This is a genomic window from Streptomyces sp. NPDC050147, assembly GCF_040660195.1.
GTDB lineage: Bacteria > Actinomycetota > Actinomycetes > Streptomycetales > Streptomycetaceae > Streptomyces.
Window position 1 is genome coordinate 120,037 of the sequence record NZ_JBFALJ010000017.1, and the last position, 22,982, is coordinate 143,018.

The window sequence follows — 22,982 nt, forward strand, 5'->3', positions numbered from 1 at the left end:
CGTGCACTCTCCAGCGCACCGGCAGAATCGTCCGCGGGAGAGGGGAAGAAGCGTGAAACTCACCATATTCGGGGCGAACGGACCGACCGGACGACAGGCCACCGGGCAGGCGATCGCTGAAGGGCACACGGTGACCGCCGTCACACGCCGCCCTGAGGCGTTTCCACTGAGTGACCCGCGACTGAGGGTGGTCGGCGCGGACGTGCGCGACCCCGCCGCTGTGCAACGCGCCGTGGCCGGGCAGGAAGCGGTGCTCTCGACGCTCGGGGCGCCCTACAGCCGCAACCCCGTCACCGTGTACTCCGAGGGCATCACCCACATCACGCAGGCCATGACGAAGCACGACGTCCGGCGCCTGGTCTGCGTCACCTCGACCGTGCTCTTCGGCGCGGCGGCACCCGGCGAAACCTTCTTCTTCCGGAAGGTGCTCGAACCCTTCATCGCGCGCACCATCGGACGCTCCGTGTACGACGACATGCGGCGCATGGAGGGGATCGTGCGCGACAGCGATCGCGCGTGGACGATCATCCGCCCCGCCGGTCTCTTCGACACGGATACCGTCAGCGACTACCAGTTCGCCACCTCACGCCTGCCGGGCCGCTTCACCTCGCGCGCGGATCTGGGAAACGCGCTGCTGCGTCAGGCGGCCGACGACACTCACGTACGCGCCTTCGTCGATGTCCGCACGACGGAAGGCGTTCCGAGCTTCCTCGATGTCCTCCGGAACGAGGCGTTCGGAGAAGGCAGGAAGTGAATCCGGATCCGCCGGAATCAAGTGCGGCGGGCGCCCAGGGTGCCGGGCGGAGAGGGGCTGCGACAGCCTCCGTGCTCTCGACCGTCCTGGAGGCGTCCGGCTCGGGCGCGTACATCGGGCGCGTACAACTGTGAACAGCCGGCCGGCGACCCGTGTCATGTCGCGCCGCCTACGCCGGGTCGGATGTCACACTCCGGCCGTCCCGTCCCTCTCAGTAGTGAGCGCCGGACAGGAGGGCGACCCATGGCAGCCACACCCGATGAGAGCCCGGCAAGGGCCGGGGCAGGACCCGCTCAGGACGCGCCGCGCGGACCCGGCGCGGGGGAGCGGGAGGATGCCCCGGCGCACACCGCGACGCGGCTCTTCATCGACCACCGCGAGCTGCTGTTCTCCGTCGTCTACAACATGCTCGGCAGCGTCGCCGACACCGAGGACGTGCTCCAGGAGACCTGGCTGTCCTGGTCCGGCAAGAACCGCCGGGCGCCGCTGGCGGAGATCGGCAACCCGCGCGCCTACCTCGTACGCATCGCGGTGAACCACGCGCTCGCCCGGCAAAGCGCCATCGCCTCCCGCCGCGAGACGTACGTCGGGCCGTGGCTGCCCGAACCTCTGGTCACCGATGACGCCGCCGGTCTCGCCCCGGACACCGCCGACCACGCGGTACGTACGGACTCCGTCTCCATGGCGATGCTGGTGGTCCTGGAGACCCTCACACCGCTGGAACGGGCGGTGTTCGTCCTCCACGAGGTGTTCGGCTATCCCCACACCGAGACCGCCGTCATGCTCGACCGCACCGCCGCCTCCGTACGTCAGCTCGCCCACCGAGCCCGCGCCCATGTCCATGCCCGCCGCCCCCGCTACCGCGCCCACCCCCGTGTCCGGCGGGAGGCGACCGAGCGGTTCGTCGCGGCCGCCCTCGGAGGCGACATCCACGCGCTCATGGGGATCCTGGCCCCGGACGTGACGGTCTGGATCGACGGCGGAGGGGCGAGGCAGGCGGCCGGACCGCGTCCGGTCCACGGCCGTGAGAAGGCCGCCCGCCTCCTGTCCGGCTACGCCACGCGGCGCGCCGAGAAGCCGGACATCCGCTACCGGCGCGTCAACGGTGACGACGCGGCGGTGCTGTTCACAGGTGACTCGCCTTACGCCGTGATGGTCATGGATCTCACCCCGGAAGGCGACCAGGTCTCCGGCGTCTACATCGTCACCAACCCCGCCAAGCTCACCCACGTACGGCCGGACGACGAGGGGAACGCTCCGGAGGAGGATCCGGCTCCGGGCCGCCCCGAGCCCATCGCCCGGGCTCGGCAGTACGGAGAGAACCGCACAAGCTGACCCGGCGCGAGCAGCCATGGGACCACAGCGGGCAGGCGCCGAACTGGGTCGGCGTCTCCCGTGACCGGCCCCGCGGAACAACTGAAGGGCGCGAGGGGAGGGGACGGCGACGCCCGGAGCCGCAGGAGCCGCCGTCGGGGGAGGATGCTCAGTCGGCCTGGTTGTTCGCTTGCTTGGGCAGGCAGAACATCAGGGCCCACATCACGGCGAGGGTGCCGTCGACCCACCACAGCACGCTGGTGAACGCGTCACGGTTGAGTGCTTCGTCGGGTGAGCCGTTGGTGGTGGCGAAGAACACGAGGGCGGTCAGCGCGGTGCCGAGGGCGATGCCCAGGTGCATCGCGGTGTTGAACAGGCCCGAGGCGGAGCCGGCGTTCTCGTGCGGGACCTTGGCGAGCGTCATGTCGGCGAGCGGTCCGCCGACCATGCCGAGGCCGAAGCCGATCAGTACCACCGGGACGGTCGTCCCGACGAGGGTCAGGTCGGCCCGTCGGCTGCTGATCTGGAGTCCGTAGGCGAGCATCGAGACGAGCGCGATCAGGGCTCCGGCCTGCGGCATCCGGCGACCGAAGCGCCCGGCACTCTTCGCCGCGGTCGTCGCACCGGCCAGCTCGCCGAGAGCGAGCAGCACGAAGACCACGGCCGCCTGGAAGGGGCTCATGCCCAAGCCGCGCTGGAGATAGAGGCTCCAGGTCATGAAGAACAGGCCGCACAGCAGGCCGAGCATCAACTGCGCGGACAGCCCGCCGGTGAACTGCCTTCCCCGGAAGGCGGACAGTGTCACGAGCGGGGCGTTGTTCTGCTTGCGCCGCTGGTGGCGCAGGAAGACGGCCAGCACGAGGAGGCCCGCGCCGAGCATGGCGAAGCACCACAGCGGCCAGTGGTGGGTGTGGCCCTCAGTGAGCGGGAAGAGGATCAGGACGATGGCCAGTGCGGACAGGAGCATGCCGGTCAGGTCGAGCCGGTCGGCCCGCTGGACGGTCGATTCGGGGATGAATCTGCGCCCCAGGAGGATCACTGCGAGGCCGACGGGCACGTTGATCAGGAAGATGGGCCGCCAGGACAGTCCGAACAGGTCGGCCTCGGTGAGCAGGCCGCCCAGAACCGGTCCCAGGACGTTGGCGAGCGACAGGACGGCCCCGTAGAGGCCGAAGGCCTTGCTGCGGTTCTCGCCGTCGAAGGTGACGTGGAGGGTGGCCAGGACCTGCGGGATCATCAAGGCCACTCCGGCACCCTGGAGCACGCGGGCACCGATCAGTACGCCGGGACCGGTGGCAAGGCCGCACAGCAGCGAGGCCACGGTGAACACGACGGTGCCGATGAGAAGAATCCTGCGTCGGCCGTAGATGTCGCCGAGCCGTCCACCGGTGATCAGTCCGACGGCGACCATCAGCGAGTAGCCGGCGGTCAGCCACTGCACCGCCGCCGGTCCGGCACCGGTCGACGACTGGATCGCGGGCAGGGCGGTGAGGACGACCGACTGGTCGAGGATGTCCATGAGCTCGGCCACCAGGAGCACCACGAGGGCGATCCGGGCGGCCAGGGCCAGCTTCGGCGGCCGGCCCGGTGGAGTGTGAGCTGAGGGCTCGGTGGTGTGCTGTGGCTCGTTGCCGAGCGCGGGGGACGACACTGGGGGACTCCTGATCCAAGGAATCGGGGAGCTCAGCAGTCAGCCGCGCCGGGGCCGGAAATCACGAAACCCGGGGCAGACGGCAGAGCTGCACCCGGGTAACGACATACGGCGGTGGGCGACGCAACTCAGGCCAACGCGAGTCCGACCCCCGGACACGTGCGAACACTCGACACGCGGGGGAACTGCGGACCGCTACCGGGCCTGGGGGATAAAAACACCTCAAGATCGCCACAAAAGGAACAGGAAGCCTGATGCTGCCGCCGATGTCTCCGGCGCAGCAACTTTCCCACGATACGACACCCGCAGCTCCCTCCGCACACCCTCCCCGGTGACAGGGCAGAGGCCTACCGGGCCTGCCGGAACCTGGGCCGTGAGCCCCGAGCGCAGATGGCTCCGGTCCTGTGGCCATCAGCCGTCACCTCACCGAAGGTACTGACACTGTGCTCCGGTCACTAACCGTCACGCCGCGCATCTCCGCCCTGTCAGGCTGAACGCGTTCGCCCGGTGGACTCCTTGACCGAGGTCAAGAAGCGAGACACTGTCTCCAACTCGCCTGCCTCAAAACCTTCCGCGGCCCTCACGATCTCGCTGATGACCGGCCCGAAGAAGGCCCAGCCGAGTTCAGTGGCCTTCTCCTCCACTTCCAGCAGCACGCGTCGCCGGTCGGCGGTGTCCCTGCGGCGCCGGACCAGTCCGAGCCGCTCGAGGCGATCCAGCAGGGCGGTGGTCCCGGCCGAGTTCAGGTGCAGTTGCTCGCCGAGCCATCCGGGTGTGGCACGGGTATCGGCCCGTGCCGCGTCCAGCAGGTGAATCAGTGCGCGCACGTCGGTGGGATGCAGCCCGTGGGCCGCGGCGAACTCGGCGCCGAGCAGGTCGAATTCCACGGTCACCGCACGCAGCAGGTGAACCAGTTCCATCACCGGGCTCTGCTCGTCCATACACACTCCCTCGGGTCCTCGCCTAATATCTCGCTGACCGAGATTATCGCTGAGCGAGAGGAAAGCCTGGTGTCCGAGTCCGCTTTCGACCTTGCCTACGAACAACTCCGCGCCCGCTGGCCCGAGTCCACCGAGGAGCGTGACGTCGTCACGCCGTACGGGCGCACCCGGGTCCACGTGTACGGTCCGGCGGACGGCAGCCCACTGGTGCTCCTGCCCGGCGGCTCGGCCACCGGCCTGGTCTGGTTCGCCAACGCCCGGGCTGTCGGGAAGCGATACCGGGTCCACGCGGTGGATCTGCTGGGAGACGCGGGCCGCACCGAACGCCGGGGCACACCATTGAAGAACGCCGACGATCTGACAGCCTGGCTGGACGGGCTGCTGGACGGGCTCGGGCTTGCCCGGACGCACCTGTGCGGTCACTCGTACGGTGCCTGGCTGGCCGTCAAGTACGCACTGCACGCACCGCAGCGGGTCGACCGTCTCGCCCTCGTAGATCCCACCCAGGTCTTCACCGGGTTCCGCCCCGGCTACCTGCTGCGCGCGCTGCCCACGCTGATACGCCCGAGCCAGGCCCGTGCCCGCGCCTTCCTGGCCTGGGAGACGGCAGAGGCCCGCCCGGACGAGACCTGGCAGCGCCTCTACGCGCTGGCCACCACCGTTCCCGGCCGCAAGCTCATCGCCGGCGGCCGCCCCCGGACCGCGGACCTGCGCATGCCGGTGCTGGTCCTGCTCGCCGAGCAAAGCCGCGCCCACCGCTCCCTCAAGGCCGCCGCCAGGGCCCGCCGGATGCTGCCGCAGGGCGAGGTGGCACTGCTCCCTGAAGCTACCCACCACTCCCTGCCCCTCACCGCGCCGACCCAGTTGAACGACCGGCTGATGAACTTCCTGGGCTGACAACGCTGGAGGGCCCGGACCGATCTCCTCAGGCCGTGATGGCCGCTGCCCGCTGCGGGCAGTTGCTCGTGGACCCTGGCATCCCCACCACGCGTCCTACTCGAAGGACCCACGGGGGAGGGCTCTCCGTACGGCCCTCAACCAAGATCGAGAACGAGTTCAAAGAAGCGTGCGTCAAACGCCCTTCAGAACACGATCAAGTGCCGCCCGGCCCGCAGGTCCCCAGTTCGGCTTGCCGCCGGGAAGGCCCCGATCCCCGTTCTGTCCCATGAGCATCAGGAAGAGGCTCTTCATAGCGGCCAGTCCGCGGGCGCGCCGGATCGCCGCCTCGTCTGCATGCGCGTACATGTCGAAGAACCGTGAGGCCGTGCCCGCGGGTAGCAGCACCCATGCGGCGGCGAGGTCCCACGCCGGGTCGCCGGCGAAGAGGTCACCGAAGTCGACGATGCCCGAGAGCGTTCCGTCCGAGACGACGACGTTCGCGGGATGGAGGTCGCCGTGCACCCACACCGGCGGGCCCTCCCACACGGGGGCCGCAACTGCGTCGTCCCAGACGGCCCGGACGTCGGCAGCGATGTCATCGGGGGCAACGGCCTGGAAGAAGTTCTCGAAACCGTCCGTGCAGTTCCTGGGATGGGCGCCGCGGTCCGTAGCGATCGGTGCCTCGGCGGGCGCCTCCACATGGAGCGCCTGGAGGAAGTCCGCCAGCGTGTCGGCCGCGTGGGCGCCGCGGCTGATCGAGCCGTGGTCCAGCGGCTCGCCGGGAACCCACGTCATCACGGTCCAGTGCTTGGGGAAGCGCTCGGACGGTTCGCCGAACCGGACCGGGGTCGGCACCGGGAGCGGCAGGCGCGGGGCCAGCACGGGTAGCCACCGCCGCTCCTTGAGCTGGAGCTCCGGTGTGGGGTCCATGCGTTGCATGCGCACGGCCAACTCGTCCCCGAGTCGCCACATCTGGTTGCCCCAGCCGCCCGCCACCTCGCGGATGGCCAGCCCTGCAAGGTCTGGATGTTGCGCCAGCAGCAGGTCGCGGACCAGGTCTGCGGTGATCTCGATCTCGGAGGCGGTCATGCGAAGTCACAGTACCGAGGCGGCAGGGGGGAGCGGGGTGTCCTGCCCTCCTGCAGGGGAGGGCAGTCGCACAGGCCCTCTTCAGCGGCCGTCGCACGGGTCGTCGTCCGCGGGCATCGGTTTGGTGTCCGCTGCCAGGCAGGAGGAGTAGACCCGCGGCGGCGTGGGCCGCGGCTCCGGTTTTGGCGTTGCGCTTTCAGCGATGATCGCCCCGGCAGCGACAAGGGATAGCCCTGCCATCGTGGCGAGCCAGGCACCGCGGCTCACCGATCGCTACCGAAGTGGTTGCGGAGCTCGTCGCGGCAGTCGTCCTTGGTGTCAACCTGGACTCGAGAGAAGGCCAGCACCCCGTCCTCCTGGCCTTCCTGCTTGGCCTTGGCCAGCTGCATCTCGATGTCCGCGATGTACTCGCCACATTCGGCGCTGACGGGGTTCTTGGGCTGCGGGTCCCGTGGTGCGGAGGCGTTCAGGGCGACGGTGGTGGCGAGGCCTGCCACACACAGCACCGCCCACGTGGCAATCCATCTGCGGCGGCTCATCGGTATCGGCTTGGGCATCCGGGCATCCTACGAACGCTACGGCGGGCTGTCGGTGGAACACGGATTTCCCGCGGACCTGTCGCGCGCTCAAGTCGGGCGTTGTCCACGTCGTCAGTGGGGGTGAGCCTCGTGGAGGGGTGATCCGGCAAGGCGGGCACCGAGGACGCTGGTGAAGTTGGGGCAGCTGTGGATGTCGTTGTGTGGACAGGCCAGTGCGTGGGCGATGGCGGTGCGCGCCGTTTGGGCTTGGGCGATGTGTTCGTCGCGCTCGGCAAGCTTGCGCTGGTGGAGTTCTCGCCAGGCGCTGGGATCATCGGAACGAGAGGCGACAAGCGCCTTGGCCTCGCGCAGTGTGAAACCGACGTCTCGGAGGAGCAGGATCAGCCCGACCAGTCCCACTGCCGAAGCCGGGTACCGCCGTTGGCCTGAGACCCGGGCCGGGGTGGGAACCAGGCCCAATTCTTCCCAGTAGCGCAACGCCGAGGTAGCGACTCCAGTGGTCCTGGCCAGCTCACCGATCGTCAACTGCTTCGTAGGCTGCTTCTCCATCATGTTGACTTCAAGGGTACTTGAAGCTGTTGGGTGGCGCCCATGACATCGACGTCGCTCAAGCAGTACGTGACCACCAAAATCGTGCGGCAGTTCGGCCGCCCGCAAGGGTTGCCCGGACGGCTGGTCGGATGGGTCATGGCACACCGCGCCTCCAACCGGCAGCGGAGTCTGTGGGTGGTGTCCCTGCTAGAGGTCCAACCCACCGATCGTGTGCTCGAAGTGGGCTTCGGCCCCGGCCTGGCCATCGCAGAGTTGGCCCGCCGCGCCAGCAAAGGACACGTCTACGGCATCGACCACTCTGACGCCATGGTTCGCCAAACCCGCAAGCGCAACGCGGCTGCCATCCGCACGCAGCGGGTCACACTGCTGCGCGCCTCGGTGGACCGGTTGCCGCGATTCGACAAGACGCTTGACGCCATCGTGGCCGTGAACTCGCTGGGGTTCTGGCCCAACCCGACCCAACAGCTCTGCGAGCTGCGCGGTCTGCTCCGTCCGGGCGGACGCATCGCGCCAGCCAGCCAGCCAGCCCCGCCGCGCCGGGGCCACCGCTGACACCGCCGCCCGAGCCGGCCGGGAACTGCGCGATCGGCTCACCCAGGCGAACGCCTCTTGCCATGTGTCGCTACGGACCTGGGAGCGACGTGCCCTCCGACGCGTACCCCTTGCCGGACGCAGGGCAGGCCCGCTCGGAACGCGGTGATGCTGTTGACGCTCCTCCTCTTCTCGATTGCGTTGTGGGGGAGGGGCGTTGCTCGGAGCGGCCGGGCCAGATGCCTGGGACCGCGCCGAGCGCTTCACAGACTTGACTGTGTGGACGGCGAACCCTTCTCAGCCGGCGACTCTGCACGATCGTGCCGCGCGTACGCCAACTCGCCCAGTGCTCAGGCCGGGTAGGTAAGTTCACCGGTGGGACAGCTTCGCCTCGATAGTCTGTAGAGCATGATCGACTCATACGCGAGCTCCGACGATGCTGCAGTCGCGATAGCCGGGGCGCGGGCCGGCGCGGACGTGGTTCGCTCCCTGTACGGTCAGCGGCTCAGCCGCATCGACAAGGGTGCCGGGGACTTTGCCACCGCCGCCGATGTGGAGGCAGAGGAGGCGATCCTCGGCGTCATCCGCGCCGCACGGCCCGATGATGCGGTGCTCGGTGAGGAAGGCGGGCAGCAGGGTCTCGCCGACGCTGTGCGGCAGTGGTTGGTGGACCCCCTGTGCGGCACGCTGAACTACGCGGTCGGCAACATGCTGGTGGCCGTCAACGTGGCACTGCGCGAGGGGGCGGCGGCGGTGGCCGACCCGTTCAGCGGCGAGGTCTTCTTCACCGATGGGAAGACCGCCTGGGTGCGGCATGACGGTGCCGACGCACTGCTCACGCCCTCGCCGTCTACCCGATTGGTGGACGTCAACCTTGATCCGCCGTTCCCGAGCGCGCCGGGATTCCGGGCCGTGGACCTGCTGGCCCGACCTGAGTTCGTCGAGCGTTTCCGGCCTCGGGTCGTGTCCACGACCCTGGCGCTGGCCTGGGTGGCTGCCGGCAAGCGTGCCGCGTATGTCACCGATGGCGGCGACCTCTCCGAGAGCGTGCATTTCGCTGCCGGTATCGCTTTGTGCCGGGCTGCCGGCTGCGTGGTCACCGGGGTCGATGGCGCCCCGATTGGCGAGGCGGGGCGTGGGCTTGTGGTCGCCGCAGACGAGGAGACCCACGGGCTGTTGATGTCGATGCTGCGCAGCCGAAGCTAGCTGTGCGACCGCATGGGTTTTGCCGGGCTGGGCCGGGCTGCAAGGTGGAGGAACTGCCACAGTGGGTGCCCTTCTCGCTGCGGTGAGCGCCTTCGGCTCTCTGTGGTTGCCCGGCTCAGTCGGCGGCATCACCACGGCGGGCGCGACGGAATGCGACGCGGCGCCCATCGGCAGCCTCTTGCAATAACTCCCATAGACGAACAGGAGCCTGTCTTTGAAACCCGGTCGTTCGCGCGGAGCGCGGGCGCAGCAACGGTCGCGCGCGGCGTGCGTACGGTGAGCGTGCGTGCCGGGCGTGGGGGCGCACGCAGGGGTTCAGAGGCAGGCTCTCAACTTGTCGTGCGACCTCATCCGAGCGAGCGCGAGATCAACCAGCGTCCGAACCGGACCGTCACTGCACAACAGCGCGTCGGCCGGCTCGAAGAGGGTGTCTGCCCGTCCGGCCATCGACGCGTACAGCTCCGCCCGGAAGCGTGACAGCGTCTCGAACGCCTCGCCCTCCGGCTTCCCCCCCAGCAGACTCATCTGCATGGCCTCCGGTTGATTCGCGTGCACTCCTTGGTCGGAGCGCAGAATCAGGCGGAGGCCGACTTCACGTCCGATGAACCTCCAGGTGAGGGACCAAGTACGAGACACCGTTCGAGGTCACGGGTCAAACGACAGGTTGACCGTCCAATGCTGCCGCGCGGGCAGGCAGACCGTCAGGATTCTTCACCTGCCGCAGGGCGGCTGAACGCTCCGGCGGCGGCGGCCAGGGTTGCTGTGGTGGCGGCGTGAGCGGGCAACTGCGGATCAGGAGCGGTCCGTAGGAGTACTAGCTGGTGGTAGACCGGTGCGGTGGCGGCGATGAGCAGTCGCCGCGCGTCCGTGTGCGGCGGGAGGTCACCGCGTTCGACGGCGCGCTCGACGAGGACCTCGCAGCGCGCGTACCGGTCCTCCCACAGCTGCTGCTGGGCCTGGGCGGCTTTCGCGGAGCGGAACGAGGCGGCCATCAGGGCTTCGGGGATCGACGGCTGTGTGACCAGGGACTCCTGGATCTCGTCGTTGAGGGCGGTCAGATCGTCGCGCAGGGAGCCGGTGTTCGGGGGCTCCCAGTCGTCCTCGCCGGCGGCGTCGAGGAGGTCGGCGAGCAAGCCACCGACGTCTTGCCAGCGCCGGTAGACCGTGGCGCGATGCACGCCGGCGCGGGCGGCGACGCCCTCCATCGTGAGCCCCTCGTAACCGTGTTGACCGAGTTCGGCGCGGACCGCGTCGAGTACTTGAGCGCGGATGCGGGCGGTGCGGCCGCCCGGTCGGCGGTCGGGCGGTGTGGCGGGGCGGGCGCGTTCCGGTAGACGGCGTTCCGGCAGGTTGTCCGCTCGGTCTGTCATCGGGAATCCGGTTGCTCGGTGGGCTGGATCATGTCAGGATCTTAAAGTAACAGTTGTCGCAGTAGTGGAGTTGCCGATGCTCTTCCGAAGCGTTCTTCCGGCCTTGCGGTCCCAGGCGACCGTTTCGTTCCCGACAGCTTCGGAGTTGCTCGTATGCATACGCAGATCACCGCGCTCGCAGTCAGCAAGTCCTTCGACGGCAGGCCCGTTCTCGACTCGGTGACCTGCTCGCTCGCGACGGGGGAGTGCACCGGGATCGTCGGCGAGAACGGATCCGGCAAGACGACCCTGCTGCGGTTGCTCGCCAAGCGGGAGCACCCCGACCAGGGGGAGATCATCCTGCAGGCCGACGGCGGCGTCGGCTACCTCGCTCAGGACGGCGGCCTGCCGGCGGATGTGACGGCTCAGTGGGTCATCGACCGGGCGTTGAGCGATCTTCGTGCGATCGAAGCGCGGATGCGCCGCCTGGAGTCAGCGATGGCCGACGGCGACGAGTCGGCGCTGGACGCGTACGGCGAGGCCGTCTCCGCCTTCGAGCTGCGCGGCGGTTACGACGCCGATGCCCGTCTGGAACGCGCCCTGCACGGCCTCGGTCTGAGGCAGGTGGACCGTGCCTTGACCATGGGCACTCTCTCCGGCGGCGAACAGGTCCGGCTGCGTCTGGCGGCGGTGTTGGCAGCTGCCCCGGAGGTGCTGCTCCTTGACGAGCCGACCAACCATCTGGACGAGGCCGCCCTGGCGTGGCTGGAGGAGCACCTGCGCAGGCGGCGGGGCACCACCGTGGTCGTCTCCCACGACCGGGGCTTCCTCGAACAGGTCGCGACGAGCCTGCTGGAGGTGGACGGCGACCGACGCAGCGTCGTGCGGTACGGCAACGGTTACGCCGGTTACCTCGCGGAGAAGGCGGCGGCACGGCGGCGCTGGGCCGAGCATCACGACCGCTGGCGCGAGGAGGTCCACCGGGTGCGCGACTCGGCCGCCGGCACGGCCCGCCGGGTAGCCCCCGGCCGACCGATGAAGGACGGCGACAAACTGTCCTACAACCAGGCCGGCGCCCGTGTGCAGCAGTCCCTGGCCAGCCGCGTCCGCAACGCCGAGGAGCGGCTGCGCCGCCTGCTGGCCGACCCGGTCCCGGCCCCGCCCGAGCCTCTGCGCTTCTCGCCCGTGCTGCGCGTCGGACAGCTGCACGGTGCTGTGCTCGAGGCGGCCGGGGCCGAGGTCGACGGAAGGCTCGCCCCGATCGATCTGACGGTCAAGATGGGCGAGCACCTGCTGATCACGGGTGAGAACGGCGCGGGCAAGAGCACCCTGCTGCGTGTCCTGGCCGGCGACCTGACGGCCGACCGCGGGCAGGTCGTCCGACGCGGCCGGATCGGCTACCTCCCCCAGGACCCGGCCCCCGGCTCGGCGGACGAGACCCTCCTGGCCGCCTACGCCCGTGGGCGTGAGGGGGATGCCGACGAGCACGCCGAACATCTGCTTGCTCTGGGGCTGTTCGAGTGCGCCCAACTCGCCGTCCCGACCGCGCGGCTCTCCACCGGCCAGCGTCAGCGGCTCGCCCTGGCGCGGTTGGTCAGCCGGCCTGCGGACGTCCTGCTGCTCGACGAGCCCACCAACCACCTGTCTCCGGCCCTCGCCGAGGAACTGGAGGCCGCCTTGGCCACCTTCGCAGGCACCGTCGTTCTCGTCAGTCACGACCGGCTGCTCCGGCAGCGCTGGAGAGGAACCCATCTGGCGGTGCGTACCATCCAAGCCCCCTCGATCAGAGTCTGAGGGCCCCACCCATCCCCTGCACCCGTTCCCCTTCCTGTTCTTGTTCCCGTGCCCGAAAGGACCGCGCGTCTCACATGCCGCCCATCCCTGCCGACCCCACCGTCCTGCACCCGATGCCCGAACACCCGCGGGTGGTACTGCTCAAGCCGCTGGTGAAGTCTCCTTTGATCGACGTCGGTGACTACTCGTACTACGACGACCCGGACGACCCGACCGCATTCGAGACGCGCAACGTCCTCTACCACTACGGCCCCGAGAAACTCGTCATCGGCAAATTCTGCGCGCTGGGCACCGGAACACGATTCATCATGAACGGCGCCAACCACCGGATGGACGGCCCCTCGACCTTCCCCTTCCCCACCATGGGCGGCTCCTGGGCCGACCACTTCGACCTGATCACCAACCTGCCCGGCCGGGGCGACACCGTGGTCGGCAACGACGTCTGGTTCGGCCACAGCACGACGGTCATGCCCGGCGTCCGCATCGGCCACGGCGCGATCATCGCCTCCGGCGCCGTCGTCACCAGCGACGTCCCCGACTACGGGATCGTCGGCGGCAACCCGGCCCAGCTCATCCGCACCCGCTACGACGCCGGGGACATCGCCCGCCTCCTCGCCGTCGCCTGGTGGGACTGGCCCGCCGAGCACATCACCGAGCACGTACGCACGATCATGTCGGGCTCGGTCGCCGAACTGGAGGCCGCCGCCCCGCGCACGCAACAGCCGTGACACCGGCGGATACACCTCGCACGCGCGCCGCTCCTGCCCATCACACACCCGAGACGAGAGATCACCTTTGCCCCGTCACCGTTCCCACATCGCGATGATCGGCATCCCTGTCGTCAGCCACGTCCTGCCGAGTCTTGAGATCATCCGTGAGCTCGTGGCCCGCGGCCACCGGGTCAGCTACGCCAACGACCCCGCCGTGGCCGACCGGATCGCGGCCACCGGGGCCGAACCGGTGCCCTGCACCTCCGTGTTGCCGGTCGCCGACAACGACTGGCCCACCGACCCCATCGCCGCGATGGACCTCTTCCTCGACGATGCCATCCAGGCACTTCCCCAGCTACACGCCGCCTACGACCATGACCCCGCCGACCTGTATCTGTACGACATCGGCGCCTACGCCGCGCGCGCCCTCGCCGAATCGCAGGGGCGGCCCCTCATGCAGCTGTCCCCGACGTTCGTGGCCTGGGACGGCTACGAAGAGGACGTCGCGGCGCATCTGCGGAAGCTGCCTGGCGCCGACGCCTACCGGGAGAAGTTCGCACACTGGCTCGTCGACTGCGGGGCGACCACCATCGACGTGGACGCGTTCTCCGGACCTCCGGCACAGGCCCTGGCCCTGATCCCCAAGGCGATGCAGCCGAACGCCGACAAGGTCGACACCGAGGCGGTGACCTTCGTCGGGCCCTGCTTCGACGCGCGTGCGAACGCGAACGCGCACGCGGACTCGGACTCGGACGGTTGGACCCGGCCGGCAGACGCGGAGAACGTGCTGCTGATCTCCCTGGGCTCGGCGTACACGCGCCAACCGGAGTTCTACCGCCAGTGCGTCGCCGCGTACGGCAACCTGCCCGGCTGGCACATCGTGCTCCAGATCGGCAAATACACCGACCCGCAGGAATTGGGCGGCGACATCCCATCCAACGTCGAGGTGCGTTCCTGGGTCCCGCAGAGGGCGATCCTGGAGCAGGCGGACGCCTTCATCACGCACGCCGGAATGGGCGGCTGCGGCGAAGGGCTCCTCGCGGGCGTCGCGATGATCGCCGTGCCGCAGGGCGCCGAACAGTTCATGAACGCGGACCGGCTCGTGGAACTGGGCATCGCCCGCCGCATCGACACCGCGGACGCCACTGCCGAGACGCTGAGAACGGCCCTCAACGAACTGGTCACCGACGCGGAAGTCGCCCGCCGATCGGCACAGTTGCGCGCCGACGCACGGGCGGAGGGAGGCACCCCGCGCGCCGCCAACCTCATCGAGAAGATGCTGGGCATCGCTGATGGACCGGCGGACTGACGGGTGCTGTAGCTGTAGGGACACGGGTCAGCTGCTGAAGACACTGGCTGCCTGAGCATGCACATGCCGGAACGAGCCGCCAACTCCCGTGCTTCGACCCGTCGGGCACGGGGGCATGGGGAGCGTGGATCAGAAATCGAACCTGGTTGAACGTGCTGCGGCGTAAGCGTCACTGAGCCTGTCCGCGCCCCTCGGCGTAGCGGGCGAGCCCTTCCGCCATGCCCTGCATGAAATTCTGGAGGTAGCGCGGCATGACCCAGCGCAACAGCACGCTCGTCTCGTACTCGCCGTGCCAGTGGATGACCGTGCCTGAATTCGTGGTCGGCCGCAGCTCGATGCGCGCGCGATAGTTGCGCATCGACGGGTTGAACGCGCCTTCGTAGGCCAGGAGGCGTGGCTCGGCCTTCTCGGTCAGCCGCTCCCCGGTCACAGTGCGTCCCGTCCGGAAAGCCCGGACGGCACCTACACCGTCGTCCCCACCCGGGTCCAGGCCGACCGATCGTGCCGTGTCCAGACTGTCCACCTTGGACCACAGCGGCCAGCTCGAGGCGTCGACCAGCAGCTTCCAGACGGCTTCCAGCGGGGCGCCGGTGGTCACTGTCACGTCGTATTTCGGCATGGTGCACGGCTCCTATGAATGGTGATCGTCGGTGGCGTCCCCGGCCGAGAAGACGCTGTTGACGCGGTAGCGGTTGGCCGGGCAGAAGCTGAAGCGGTGGCCTGCTGGCAGACAGGGTGTCGAGGACACCGGTCACCGCCGACGGCGGCTACCGGAGCACGTCATCCATCGCGGTGAGTCCGGCTTGGCCGGTCGCGAAGTCACTGGGCGGTGAACGTGAGCGCCAACGCGGTCGACCGCCTCCGCGAGCGCCGCCGGCTTTGCCTCGATGATGTCTCCATGGCCCGGGACGGAAGGGGTACGTCTATCTACCCGACGTGCTCGCCGGGGCGTGCCTCACAGGGGGGGATCAGCGTCAATGATGGCGGCGTAACCCATCCTGGTGCCTACCTCCGTGGGGGCCGGGCTCCCTGGAAGTGGGCGGGGTGCGAGGCGAGTGCCCTTCACGGCCCGCCGGAGGGGCAGATCTGGTGAGGGAGAGGAGCAGCGAGATGCGTGCAGTGGAACTGGCAGCCCCCGGCGGGGGGCCCGACGGTCCGCCGTGGCTTGGAATCGTCTTCGGTGTGCTGGTAGTTGCCGGAGTTGTGTTCTTCGGGATCAGCCTCATGCGAGGTCGAGGCAAGTGAGAGCTCACACGGAAAACCGAGAAGCTCCCGTCGCGTATTTGTCTGTTGAGACCCCCTGGAGTCTTTGAAAACTCTGGCGCGCACGTGGGGGAGTTGGGCCGCAGCCCAGCGCCGCATGAGCAGGGCGTTGGCGTGCGGTTGTGTGCAGCCGTGGGAGAAACCGCCGAGTAGGGAGCTGACCCACAGTCCGGCGGCCGGTGCTGCCGCCGTGCAGCCCATGCCCAGCGCGGTGGCGCCCAGCGCGACGGTCAGGGCGCGCTCGACGGCCGGGGGAACGGCAGAGCACTTGATGTCTCCCGCAGCCGATTAATGCAGCACGCTCATGAATGCGATTCATTCGGTGGGCGCATTAATTTGCTCCCGAAACTATTTCTCCCGGCCGGCTTTCCCGGGCTACGTTTCCGGTGCGGCAGACGAGCGGCGCCTCTGAGGTCGGAAGCCCCAGGCCATGGGCGGGTGCAAGGAAGTTGGGGCGCGCGGGAGCCCCTTGCACCCGCCCCCAGGTGCCGCTGTTTTATCGCCTCGCAGTTCACCCGGGACGCCGATGCCGCGGTGCGGGACATGGTCGCGGACACACGCCGCCGCACGACGACGAACATCCATTCCTACGAAGCTGCCCGGGAGGCAGAGCATGCCGGTACAGACCGGACGTCAGTTTCCCTACCTTGAATTCCGCGAGCGCCACGTTCAACAGACCCCGGAACCGGTGGTCTGGCCCTGGAAGAGCCTGGCCAAGGAGCTGGAAGCAGCCGAGCACTCGCAGTACGGCACGCTGACGCTGGCCGGCCCCGACGGTGGGCACGAGATCGTGCCGGGCACGTCGATGACCTTTCAGTCGGTACGCCCCGGCGAGCACACCACCCCGCACGCGCACTCCTGGTGGCACCTGTACTTCGTGCGGTCCGGGTCGGGCGTCCTCGTCCTGGACGAGACAGGGGAGACCGTCGAGCTGGACGGCGACGACGTGCTGCTGATCCCCGCCTGGTGGACGCACCACTTCGAGAACCGCGGCACCGAGGGCGACCTGCTCCTGCTGAACATGTCAAACCTGCCCCAACTGGCCTCGCTGCACAACAAGTTCTCCCGAGAGGGCTTGGCCGTGGCGGGCGAGGCGCCGAGCAAGTAGTTACGAGAAAGGGAGTCGAGAATGTTCAAGCGCATCGATCACATCGGAGTGGTGGTCGACGACCTGGCCGAGGCCAGGGCGTTCCTGGAAAGCCTGGGAATGGTCCTGGAACGGGCCCAAGAGGTCCCCGAGCGGCAGGTGAAGATCGCGTTCTACCACTGCGGCGACGGCCGCATCGAACTCATCGAGCCCACCACCCCACAGGCGCGCGAGCGCCGTCTGGGCGAGGGCAAGCAGGCGACCATCGAGCACATCGGCGTTGAGGTCGACGACGTGCCGTCCATCATGCGGGCGGTGCAGGGGCTCGGCGTCGAGCTGACCACGAACGAGCCGGTACCGGTCGGCCCGAACCTCAACGCCTGGACACAGCCCGGCACTTCGAAGGGCATCCAGTTCCAGCTGGTGCAGCGGGACGCGGTGTAGTGGCGTCGTTCGGGCATCGCCGCAGGTGTCAGGGAGGCCCCAGGGGCACGCGGCGACAGTACAAACGGGACGGTACAGGCGAGGGATGGATTCCGTGAAGACCACTGCGGCGCAACAGACCACGGTGACAGAGGGGTCCGGACGCCCCGGGCCGCGGGCGGGATGGGTACTCGCCTCTCTGCTCGGCGGCATGTTCCTCGGCAACGTGGACATAGCCGTCGTCAATGTGGCCATCCCCTCGATACGCGACCGGCTGCACGCCTCGGGCGGCGAACTGGAACTGATCGTCTCCGGATACACCCTCGCGTACGCGATGCTCCTGATCACCGGCGCGCGGCTCGGTGAGATCCGCGGGCGCCGCCGGATCTATCTCGGCGGCCTGGCGGTCTTCACCCTGTCCTCCCTGGGCTGCGGACTCGCACCGAACGGCGCCACGCTGGTAGCTGCGCGCGTAGTGCAGGGCGTGGGTGCGGCTCTGATGGTCTCCCAGGTCTTGACCAGCATCCAGGTCAATTTCGCCGGAGAAGCCCGGCGCCGCGCCCTCGGCGCCTACACCGGTGTCCTCGGCGTCAGCTCGGTGGTCGGCCAGGCGCTGGGCGGCATCCTGGTCTCGGCGGACATCCTGGGAAGCGGCTGGCGCCCGATCTTCCTCATCAATGTCCCGCTCGGGATCGTCCTGCTGATCACCTCGTACGCCTTCCTGCCCGCCGACGAGGGCCTGGGCAGCAAGAAGCTCGACCTGCGGGGCGTGGGCCTGCTCTCCCTGGCTCTGTTCCTGCTGGTCACCCCGCTGGTGCTGGGACAGGATGCGGGCTGGCCGCTGTGGACCTGGCTGTGTCTGGCCGCCTCGCTGCCCGTCTTCGCACTGTTCGCGAAGGTCGAGCGGGACACTGCGCGGCGGGGCGGCGACCCGCTGGTGAACGTGTCGCTGCTCTCCAGGCCCGCGGTGTCGCTCGCCCTGGTCTCCCAGGCGGCCACCCGCGCCGGCTACTTCGCCCTGCTCTTCGTCCTCGCGCTCTACCTCCAGCAGGGCCTGGGCAAGAGCGCGGTGTACGCGGGGCTCGTGCCCATCGCCTGGGTGGCGACGTTCGCAGCGGTCGGCCCCCTCCTGGGCCGCACGGGTGCGCGCAGCCGCCGCTTGGCAGCCCCGGTGGGCGGCCTGCTGATGGCCGTGTCCTTCGCTGGAATCGCCGCCGGCCTGCAGACCACGGCTTGGTTGGTGCTGTTGCTCGGCATCGGCGGGATCGGCTACGGCGCGGCATTCAGCGGAACGCTGGCGCACCTCACGGAGTCGGTCGAGCCGGAGTATGCGCCAGACGTCAGCGGCCTGTTCAACACCACGCTGCAGGTCGGCGGAACGATGGGCGTCGCAGTCTTCGGCACCGTCTACCTCGCCCTGGCGGAGCAGAAAGGCACAGCACACGGGGCGTTCGGCACGACGAACATGGTGCTCGCGGTCGTGTCGGTCGCGGCCGCCGGACTGGTCTTCCTGGCCGGTAGGACCGGAGGAGACGGGAAGGCGTAGAGCTCCGGCCGCTCACCGCCGCCCCGGCGTGCCTACCTGTCCCTTACGCATAACCCCCTCAGGGGCACGAACAACAAACCATCGGCAAACGAACCACTGGACTTGAGGAGTACACACCATGGACGTCATCCGTCACCCCGGAGACGCGACCAAGGGCCCCGAGGACCGCTTCCACGGGGATGTCTGGCTGTGGCCGCGCATCGGTGCCACCGCCAACGCCGAAGTACGCAACGTACTGTTCACCCCCGGCGCGCGCAGCGCCTGGCACCGCCACCCGGCGGGCCAGGTCCTGCACGTCACCGAGGGGGTCGGTCTTCTGGGTTTCCGCAGCGGCGAGGTGCAGGAGATCCGGGCCGGCGACACAGTCGTCTGCCACCCCGGCGAAGAGCACTGGCACGGGGCGGGGCCGGGCACCTTCATGACACACATCGCGGTCACTGACGGGCCGACGGAGTGGAAGGAACACGTGACGCAGGCGCAGTACCAGGGCTGAGCCAAGGGGCAGACAGACCACGTCTGCGACACAGGGGCCCGGACCCGGAGTCCGGGCCCTTTCGCATCCCGTCAAGGAGCCGTGCGTCTTCGCGAACTCGGCAACGACACGGGACATCAAGTCCCCTGAAAAGGGAGCCCACATGCACAGCCTAGGCGGCTGTGCGCCATGGATTCCAAGGTAATTGACGAAGAACGCCGAGACTGTCGCAGGACTCCGGGGAGCCACCCAGGTACGGAGGCGGGTTCAACAGTCTGCATATGCTGCTCGGCATGAGCATCGAGCTACACCACCTGCGTGGGTTTTTGGCACTGGCGGAAGACAAGCACTTCACGCGTGCTGCCAAGCGGATGGAGGTCTCCCAACCGACTCTCAGTCGCAACATTCGACGCCTGGAGGAGCTGATCGGGAGACGGCTGCTCGAACGTACGACACGGCAGGTGGCGCTCACCTCGGCCGGTGAGGCCCTCTACAGCCAACTCAGCTTCCTCATACCGAGGCTGGAGGCGGCGCTGCGCCCCGAACCGCAGGACGAGACGTTCCGCGTGGGGTTCGCCTGGGGGTTCCCGTCCGGCTGGCCACAGGAGACAATCGCCCGTTTCGAGGCGGAGACCGGGCTATCGGTACATGTACAACGGCATGACGCGAAACTGGCGGGGGTGGACCGCGGGGACGCGGATGTGGCGGTGCTGCGGGGGCGCGTACGGGCGCCTGGCATGCAGACAGTGACGCTGCTGCACGAACGCAGGATCGTCGCGGTGTCGACCCGTTCGGAGCTGGCCGGGCGGGAGGAGATGAGCTGGCAGGAGATCGCGGACCACCAACTCGTGCTGAACGAGGTGAGCGGTACGACGAACCTGAACGAGTGGCCCGCCGACCGGCGACCGGACGTGGCAGTGGTGTGCCGCAACTTCGACGAATGGCTGGAGGCGGTGGCGGCGAACAAGGGGCTCGGGGTCGTGCCGGAGTTCGTAGGCCGGCAGCACTTCCACGCATTCGTCTCGTTTGTGTCGATTCCAGACGCTCCCAGTGTGCCGCTGAACTTGATCTATCCGCAGCACGGCGGGCATCCGCAGCTGGGGCAGTTCGTGAGGATGGCGCGGGAGACTGTGGGGGCGTAGGTGCCGCGCTGGGCACCGCGGTTGTTGTACTTACGCTGGCCGTGGCCGCCGTATGCGCGGCTGGTGAGCATGTTGTCGGCTGTCTCGACCGGTCCGAGCAGGACCGGAACGACCAGGGATGCGGTCTTGCGTTCGCCGGGCTGAGTCCGCAGCGCGCGGCCCACGGCCTGGACGTGACCGGGCATGGAGCCGCGTACGTCCGCCCTGCAGACGGAGTCGCAGTTCTTGGTGCCGCCGCCCTCGCCCAAGACCTTCACCGAGCACAGGAAGCACTTCTCCACTGCAGTGCCGTCGCCTGCGATCTCGGCGGCGAACTCGCCCGGCAGGCGCCGACGGCGGAGTGGCTTGTGGTCGCCGCGCAGCGCGAGTCCGCCCAAATCGTCTTGCGGAACCCGCAGGGACTCTTCACTGAGTCGAGACAGCCGTACGGGGTGCGTCGTTCGAGCACGAGCCCCGCGAGAGGCCGGAGTTTGGGCGGGTGCCCGGGGCGGTCCGCACCCCGGGGGCTTTTGCGTGTCGGGTGGGCCGCAGTCACCTGCGCCAGCGGCGAGGCATGGGAGGGCGCCAGCTGAACCGTCGGTAGGGAGCGGGGACGCGGGGAGGGGGCCTGGGCAGACGGTGGCGGCAGGACGGGTTGCGGCGGAAGTGGGGACGGCACGGCGGCCGCCGTGGTGATGCCGCTGGACGACGGTGCCTGCGGGGGTGGGGGTGTTGCCACGGTGGTGGGCGCCGGTGCCTCGCGAGGGTGCGGGTCGGACTCCGTGGGCGCAGGCGGGGCGGCTTGCCGCTGCACGTGTTCCCGGGCGAGGCTGCGACGGTGGGCTTCGCGGCCGTTCCGGGCCTTCTCCAGGGCGGCCAACGTCAACTGCCCTTCCTGGTAATGGAGCGCGACCCCGGCCTCGCCCCAGGCCAGACGCCGGTCCACGAAGGTGAACTCCCGCCCCGAACCACTGGTGGAACGGATGTGTCACCCGCACAACGCCATGCTGATTGTGCTGATCGGTGCAGTCGATGACTGGTGACAGGCCGCGCATCGAGACGTTGCTGGGCTCGGTTGACTCGCTGTTCGTCCGGCGCCTGGCCGACCGGTCTGTGGCCACAACCGGGTTCGCCGGGCCCCGTGCTCTGTACGGTGCCCTGCATGAGCGAAGGCATACAGCGGGTGCAGGCAGCCCGGGTCGAGCAGTGGCTGGCGGAGCACGCGCCGCTGTCGCATCGGAGTTTGCTTCCGCCGGCGCCCGAGGAGGAGACCGGCGTGGCGGATTTGAAGCTTCGCCGGCAGTTGGACTTCGGGCTTCCCGAGAGCTGGTCGCCCTGTGGCGGCTGTGCGGGGGAGTGGAGCACTCGCCCAGGGCCTGCCGCCCGCCGTCCTCGCACCCATGCTCGGCCTGCACATCACCACCGCCCAGCAATGGCGCCACCGCGCGGCCAACGACTGGACTGCCTATCTCGAAGCCCGGCTGGCAGATCCTCATGCTGGCAAGATGAGCGTCCATGGACGAGCAGGAAGCTATTGAAGGTCACGCTCTCCGAGTGGTCACCGAGCTCTTTCCTCAAGCCCTGGGCGCCATACTCGGAGGCTCCGCCGCTCGGGGGCGTGCCACCGCGACCAGCGATCTGGATGTGGCCGTGCTCCTTCCCGACTCTGACGTCAGCCGGCGGGAAGTGATCCGTCACCAGGGCCGCATCGTCGAGCTGTTCCTCAACGCCCTGGCGGACATACCGGAGTTCTTCGCCTGGGACCGAGCCCGGCGCCGCGGGACCGTCCTGTTCGTCTACGACCAGGGCCTACCCCTGACAGACCCGCACGGACATGTGGCCCATGCGCGCCAGCTGGCCCGGGATGTCCTCGGTTCAGGGCCTCCGCCTCTCAGCGCGGCCGAGTGGGCACACGGCCGCTACGTTCTGACCTGCTTCCTGGACGACCTGACCGACACCCCGCCCGACAGCCGGTACGAACAGCTCTCCCTCGCCGACCAGGTGCTGCGTCAGGCAGCAGACCTGCTCACCGCCCACCACGGCTCCTGGACAGGTATCGGTAAATGGCTTCCCCGCCGACTGCTCAGTGCAGACCCGGGCCTGGGCAAAGCACTGCTGGATGGGCACCAGGCCGTAGCTGAGTACGCCGACCCCCGGTTGTTGGCCACTGCGGTGCACCAGGTGCTCGACCTGCTCGGCGGACCACTGCTGGAGGGCTTCTCCCACCCTTGGCGAGCCTGAGTTGCTTCTGACGCGCCCCAGGAGAAGTCGTACTGTCGGTTCCTTCCCCTTCCCCTAAGAGAACCATTGGCCGACGATCAAGACTCATGGTTGGGCCACATCGACCCGCGCTGGACCACCGTGACCGGCGGCAGTCAGTAATCAGAAACCGGTCCCATCCGCTGATACGCGACACCTCATATGCGGGCCTTCCCGTCTCACACCCGCCTCT

General features: G+C 68.9%; 21 protein-coding genes and 2 pseudogenes. 14 read left to right on the top strand and 9 right to left on the bottom strand.

The annotated features are described in order from the left end of the window. Positions 1 to 52 precede the first annotated feature (52 nt). Positions 53 to 754: an NAD(P)H-binding protein gene (locus AB0I94_RS25270; RefSeq protein WP_363311916.1), complete on the top strand. Its 702-nt coding sequence runs from the start codon at positions 53 to 55 to the stop codon at positions 752 to 754. Between the two features lie 243 nt (positions 755 to 997). Next, entirely contained in the window at positions 998 to 2,089 is a 1,092-nt protein-coding gene (gene sigJ, locus AB0I94_RS25275) for an RNA polymerase sigma factor SigJ (protein ID WP_363311917.1), read from the top strand. Positions 2,090 to 2,237: 148 nt separating this feature from the next. Here the strand turns inward: sigJ and AB0I94_RS25280 are convergent, their stop codons facing one another. Both AB0I94_RS25280 and AB0I94_RS25285 read right to left on the bottom strand, forming a co-directional pair. Beyond that, positions 2,238 to 3,719 (bottom strand): MFS transporter, encoded by a 1,482-nt coding sequence (locus tag AB0I94_RS25280; RefSeq protein WP_363311918.1) that lies wholly within the window; start codon positions 3,717 to 3,719, stop codon positions 2,238 to 2,240. A 485-nt stretch (positions 3,720 to 4,204) separates the two neighbouring features. Beyond that, the gene (locus tag AB0I94_RS25285; RefSeq protein ID WP_363311919.1) at positions 4,205 to 4,660 is read right to left on the bottom strand and encodes a helix-turn-helix domain-containing protein; all 456 of its coding nucleotides are present in this window, start codon (positions 4,658 to 4,660) and stop codon (positions 4,205 to 4,207) included. 69 nt (positions 4,661 to 4,729) lie between these two features. On the opposite strand from AB0I94_RS25285, the gene AB0I94_RS25290 reads away from it, so the two are divergent. Next, the gene (locus AB0I94_RS25290; protein WP_363311920.1) at positions 4,730 to 5,557 is read left to right on the top strand and encodes an alpha/beta hydrolase; all 828 of its coding nucleotides are present in this window, start codon (positions 4,730 to 4,732) and stop codon (positions 5,555 to 5,557) included. Positions 5,558 to 5,731: 174 nt separating this feature from the next. On the opposite strand, the gene AB0I94_RS25295 is transcribed toward AB0I94_RS25290, so the two are convergent. The 3 genes from AB0I94_RS25295 to AB0I94_RS25305 form a co-directional block, all read right to left on the bottom strand. Continuing rightward, positions 5,732 to 6,628: an aminoglycoside phosphotransferase family protein gene (locus AB0I94_RS25295; protein WP_363311921.1), complete on the bottom strand. Its 897-nt coding sequence runs from the start codon at positions 6,626 to 6,628 to the stop codon at positions 5,732 to 5,734. Between the two features lie 263 nt (positions 6,629 to 6,891). Continuing rightward, a complete protein-coding gene (locus tag AB0I94_RS25300; RefSeq protein WP_363311922.1) occupies positions 6,892 to 7,185 on the bottom strand; it encodes a hypothetical protein in 294 nt (97 codons plus the stop codon). A gap of 93 nt (positions 7,186 to 7,278) precedes the next feature. Continuing rightward, positions 7,279 to 7,719, bottom strand: coding sequence for a MerR family transcriptional regulator (locus AB0I94_RS25305; protein ID WP_363311923.1), 441 nt, complete (start codon positions 7,717 to 7,719; stop codon positions 7,279 to 7,281). A gap of 39 nt (positions 7,720 to 7,758) precedes the next feature. Here AB0I94_RS25305 and AB0I94_RS25310 point away from each other — a divergent pair, with 39 nt between their 5' ends. Further along, positions 7,759 to 8,271, top strand: a complete 513-nt coding sequence (locus tag AB0I94_RS25310) for a class I SAM-dependent methyltransferase (protein ID WP_363311924.1) — start codon at positions 7,759 to 7,761, stop codon at positions 8,269 to 8,271. Between the two features lie 387 nt (positions 8,272 to 8,658). After that, on the top strand, positions 8,659 to 9,456 hold the full coding sequence (locus tag AB0I94_RS25315) for an inositol monophosphatase family protein (RefSeq protein WP_363311925.1): 798 nt from the start codon (positions 8,659 to 8,661) through the stop codon (positions 9,454 to 9,456). A 357-nt stretch (positions 9,457 to 9,813) separates the two neighbouring features. On the opposite strand, the pseudogene AB0I94_RS25320 reads toward AB0I94_RS25315, so the two are convergent. Further along, a pseudogene (locus AB0I94_RS25320) lies at positions 9,814 to 9,981 on the bottom strand (transposase); the annotation flags it as partial. Between the two features lie 176 nt (positions 9,982 to 10,157). After that, positions 10,158 to 10,826, bottom strand: a complete 669-nt coding sequence (locus tag AB0I94_RS25325) for a TetR/AcrR family transcriptional regulator (protein ID WP_363311926.1) — start codon at positions 10,824 to 10,826, stop codon at positions 10,158 to 10,160. 153 nt (positions 10,827 to 10,979) lie between these two features. Between AB0I94_RS25325 and abc-f the strand changes: the two genes are divergently transcribed. The 3 genes from abc-f (at position 10,980) to AB0I94_RS25340 (ending at position 14,618) form a co-directional block, all read left to right on the top strand. Then, positions 10,980 to 12,599 carry a ribosomal protection-like ABC-F family protein gene (abc-f, locus tag AB0I94_RS25330; RefSeq protein ID WP_363311927.1) on the top strand — a complete coding sequence of 540 codons (1,620 nt, stop codon included), beginning with the start codon at positions 10,980 to 10,982 and terminating at the stop codon, positions 12,597 to 12,599. 74 nt (positions 12,600 to 12,673) lie between these two features. Continuing rightward, positions 12,674 to 13,327 (top strand): CatB-related O-acetyltransferase, encoded by a 654-nt coding sequence (locus AB0I94_RS25335; protein ID WP_363311928.1) that lies wholly within the window; start codon positions 12,674 to 12,676, stop codon positions 13,325 to 13,327. 67 nt (positions 13,328 to 13,394) lie between these two features. Next, the gene (locus tag AB0I94_RS25340) at positions 13,395 to 14,618 is read left to right on the top strand and encodes a macrolide family glycosyltransferase (RefSeq protein ID WP_363311929.1); all 1,224 of its coding nucleotides are present in this window, start codon (positions 13,395 to 13,397) and stop codon (positions 14,616 to 14,618) included. Between the two features lie 169 nt (positions 14,619 to 14,787). On the opposite strand, the gene AB0I94_RS25345 is transcribed toward AB0I94_RS25340, so the two are convergent. Continuing rightward, entirely contained in the window at positions 14,788 to 15,237 is a 450-nt protein-coding gene (locus AB0I94_RS25345; protein WP_363311930.1) for an SRPBCC family protein, read from the bottom strand. A 1,257-nt stretch (positions 15,238 to 16,494) separates the two neighbouring features. Here AB0I94_RS25345 and AB0I94_RS25350 point away from each other — a divergent pair. The 5 genes from AB0I94_RS25350 to AB0I94_RS25370 all read left to right on the top strand — a co-directional run bounded on the left by AB0I94_RS25350 (position 16,495) and on the right by AB0I94_RS25370 (position 20,551). Further along, positions 16,495 to 16,989, top strand: coding sequence for a cupin domain-containing protein (locus tag AB0I94_RS25350; protein WP_363311931.1), 495 nt, complete (start codon positions 16,495 to 16,497; stop codon positions 16,987 to 16,989). Between the two features lie 21 nt (positions 16,990 to 17,010). Further along, entirely contained in the window at positions 17,011 to 17,412 is a 402-nt protein-coding gene (locus AB0I94_RS25355; protein WP_363311932.1) for a VOC family protein, read from the top strand. Positions 17,413 to 17,506: 94 nt separating this feature from the next. Continuing rightward, positions 17,507 to 18,937, top strand: coding sequence for an MFS transporter (locus AB0I94_RS25360; protein WP_363311933.1), 1,431 nt, complete (start codon positions 17,507 to 17,509; stop codon positions 18,935 to 18,937). A 118-nt stretch (positions 18,938 to 19,055) separates the two neighbouring features. Continuing rightward, complete coding sequence (locus tag AB0I94_RS25365) at positions 19,056 to 19,430, top strand: cupin domain-containing protein (protein WP_363311934.1); 375 nt, start codon at positions 19,056 to 19,058, stop codon at positions 19,428 to 19,430. Between the two features lie 260 nt (positions 19,431 to 19,690). Beyond that, positions 19,691 to 20,551 carry a LysR family transcriptional regulator gene (locus tag AB0I94_RS25370; protein WP_363311935.1) on the top strand — a complete coding sequence of 287 codons (861 nt, stop codon included), beginning with the start codon at positions 19,691 to 19,693 and terminating at the stop codon, positions 20,549 to 20,551. A 44-nt stretch (positions 20,552 to 20,595) separates the two neighbouring features. Here AB0I94_RS25370 and AB0I94_RS25375 read toward each other — a convergent pair. Continuing rightward, positions 20,596 to 20,942, bottom strand: a pseudogene (locus AB0I94_RS25375) (helicase); the annotation flags it as partial. Positions 20,943 to 22,045: 1,103 nt separating this feature from the next. Between AB0I94_RS25375 and AB0I94_RS25380 the strand changes: the two are divergent. Continuing rightward, positions 22,046 to 22,771 (top strand): nucleotidyltransferase domain-containing protein, encoded by a 726-nt coding sequence (locus tag AB0I94_RS25380; RefSeq protein WP_363311936.1) that lies wholly within the window; start codon positions 22,046 to 22,048, stop codon positions 22,769 to 22,771. Positions 22,772 to 22,982 lie beyond the last annotated feature (211 nt).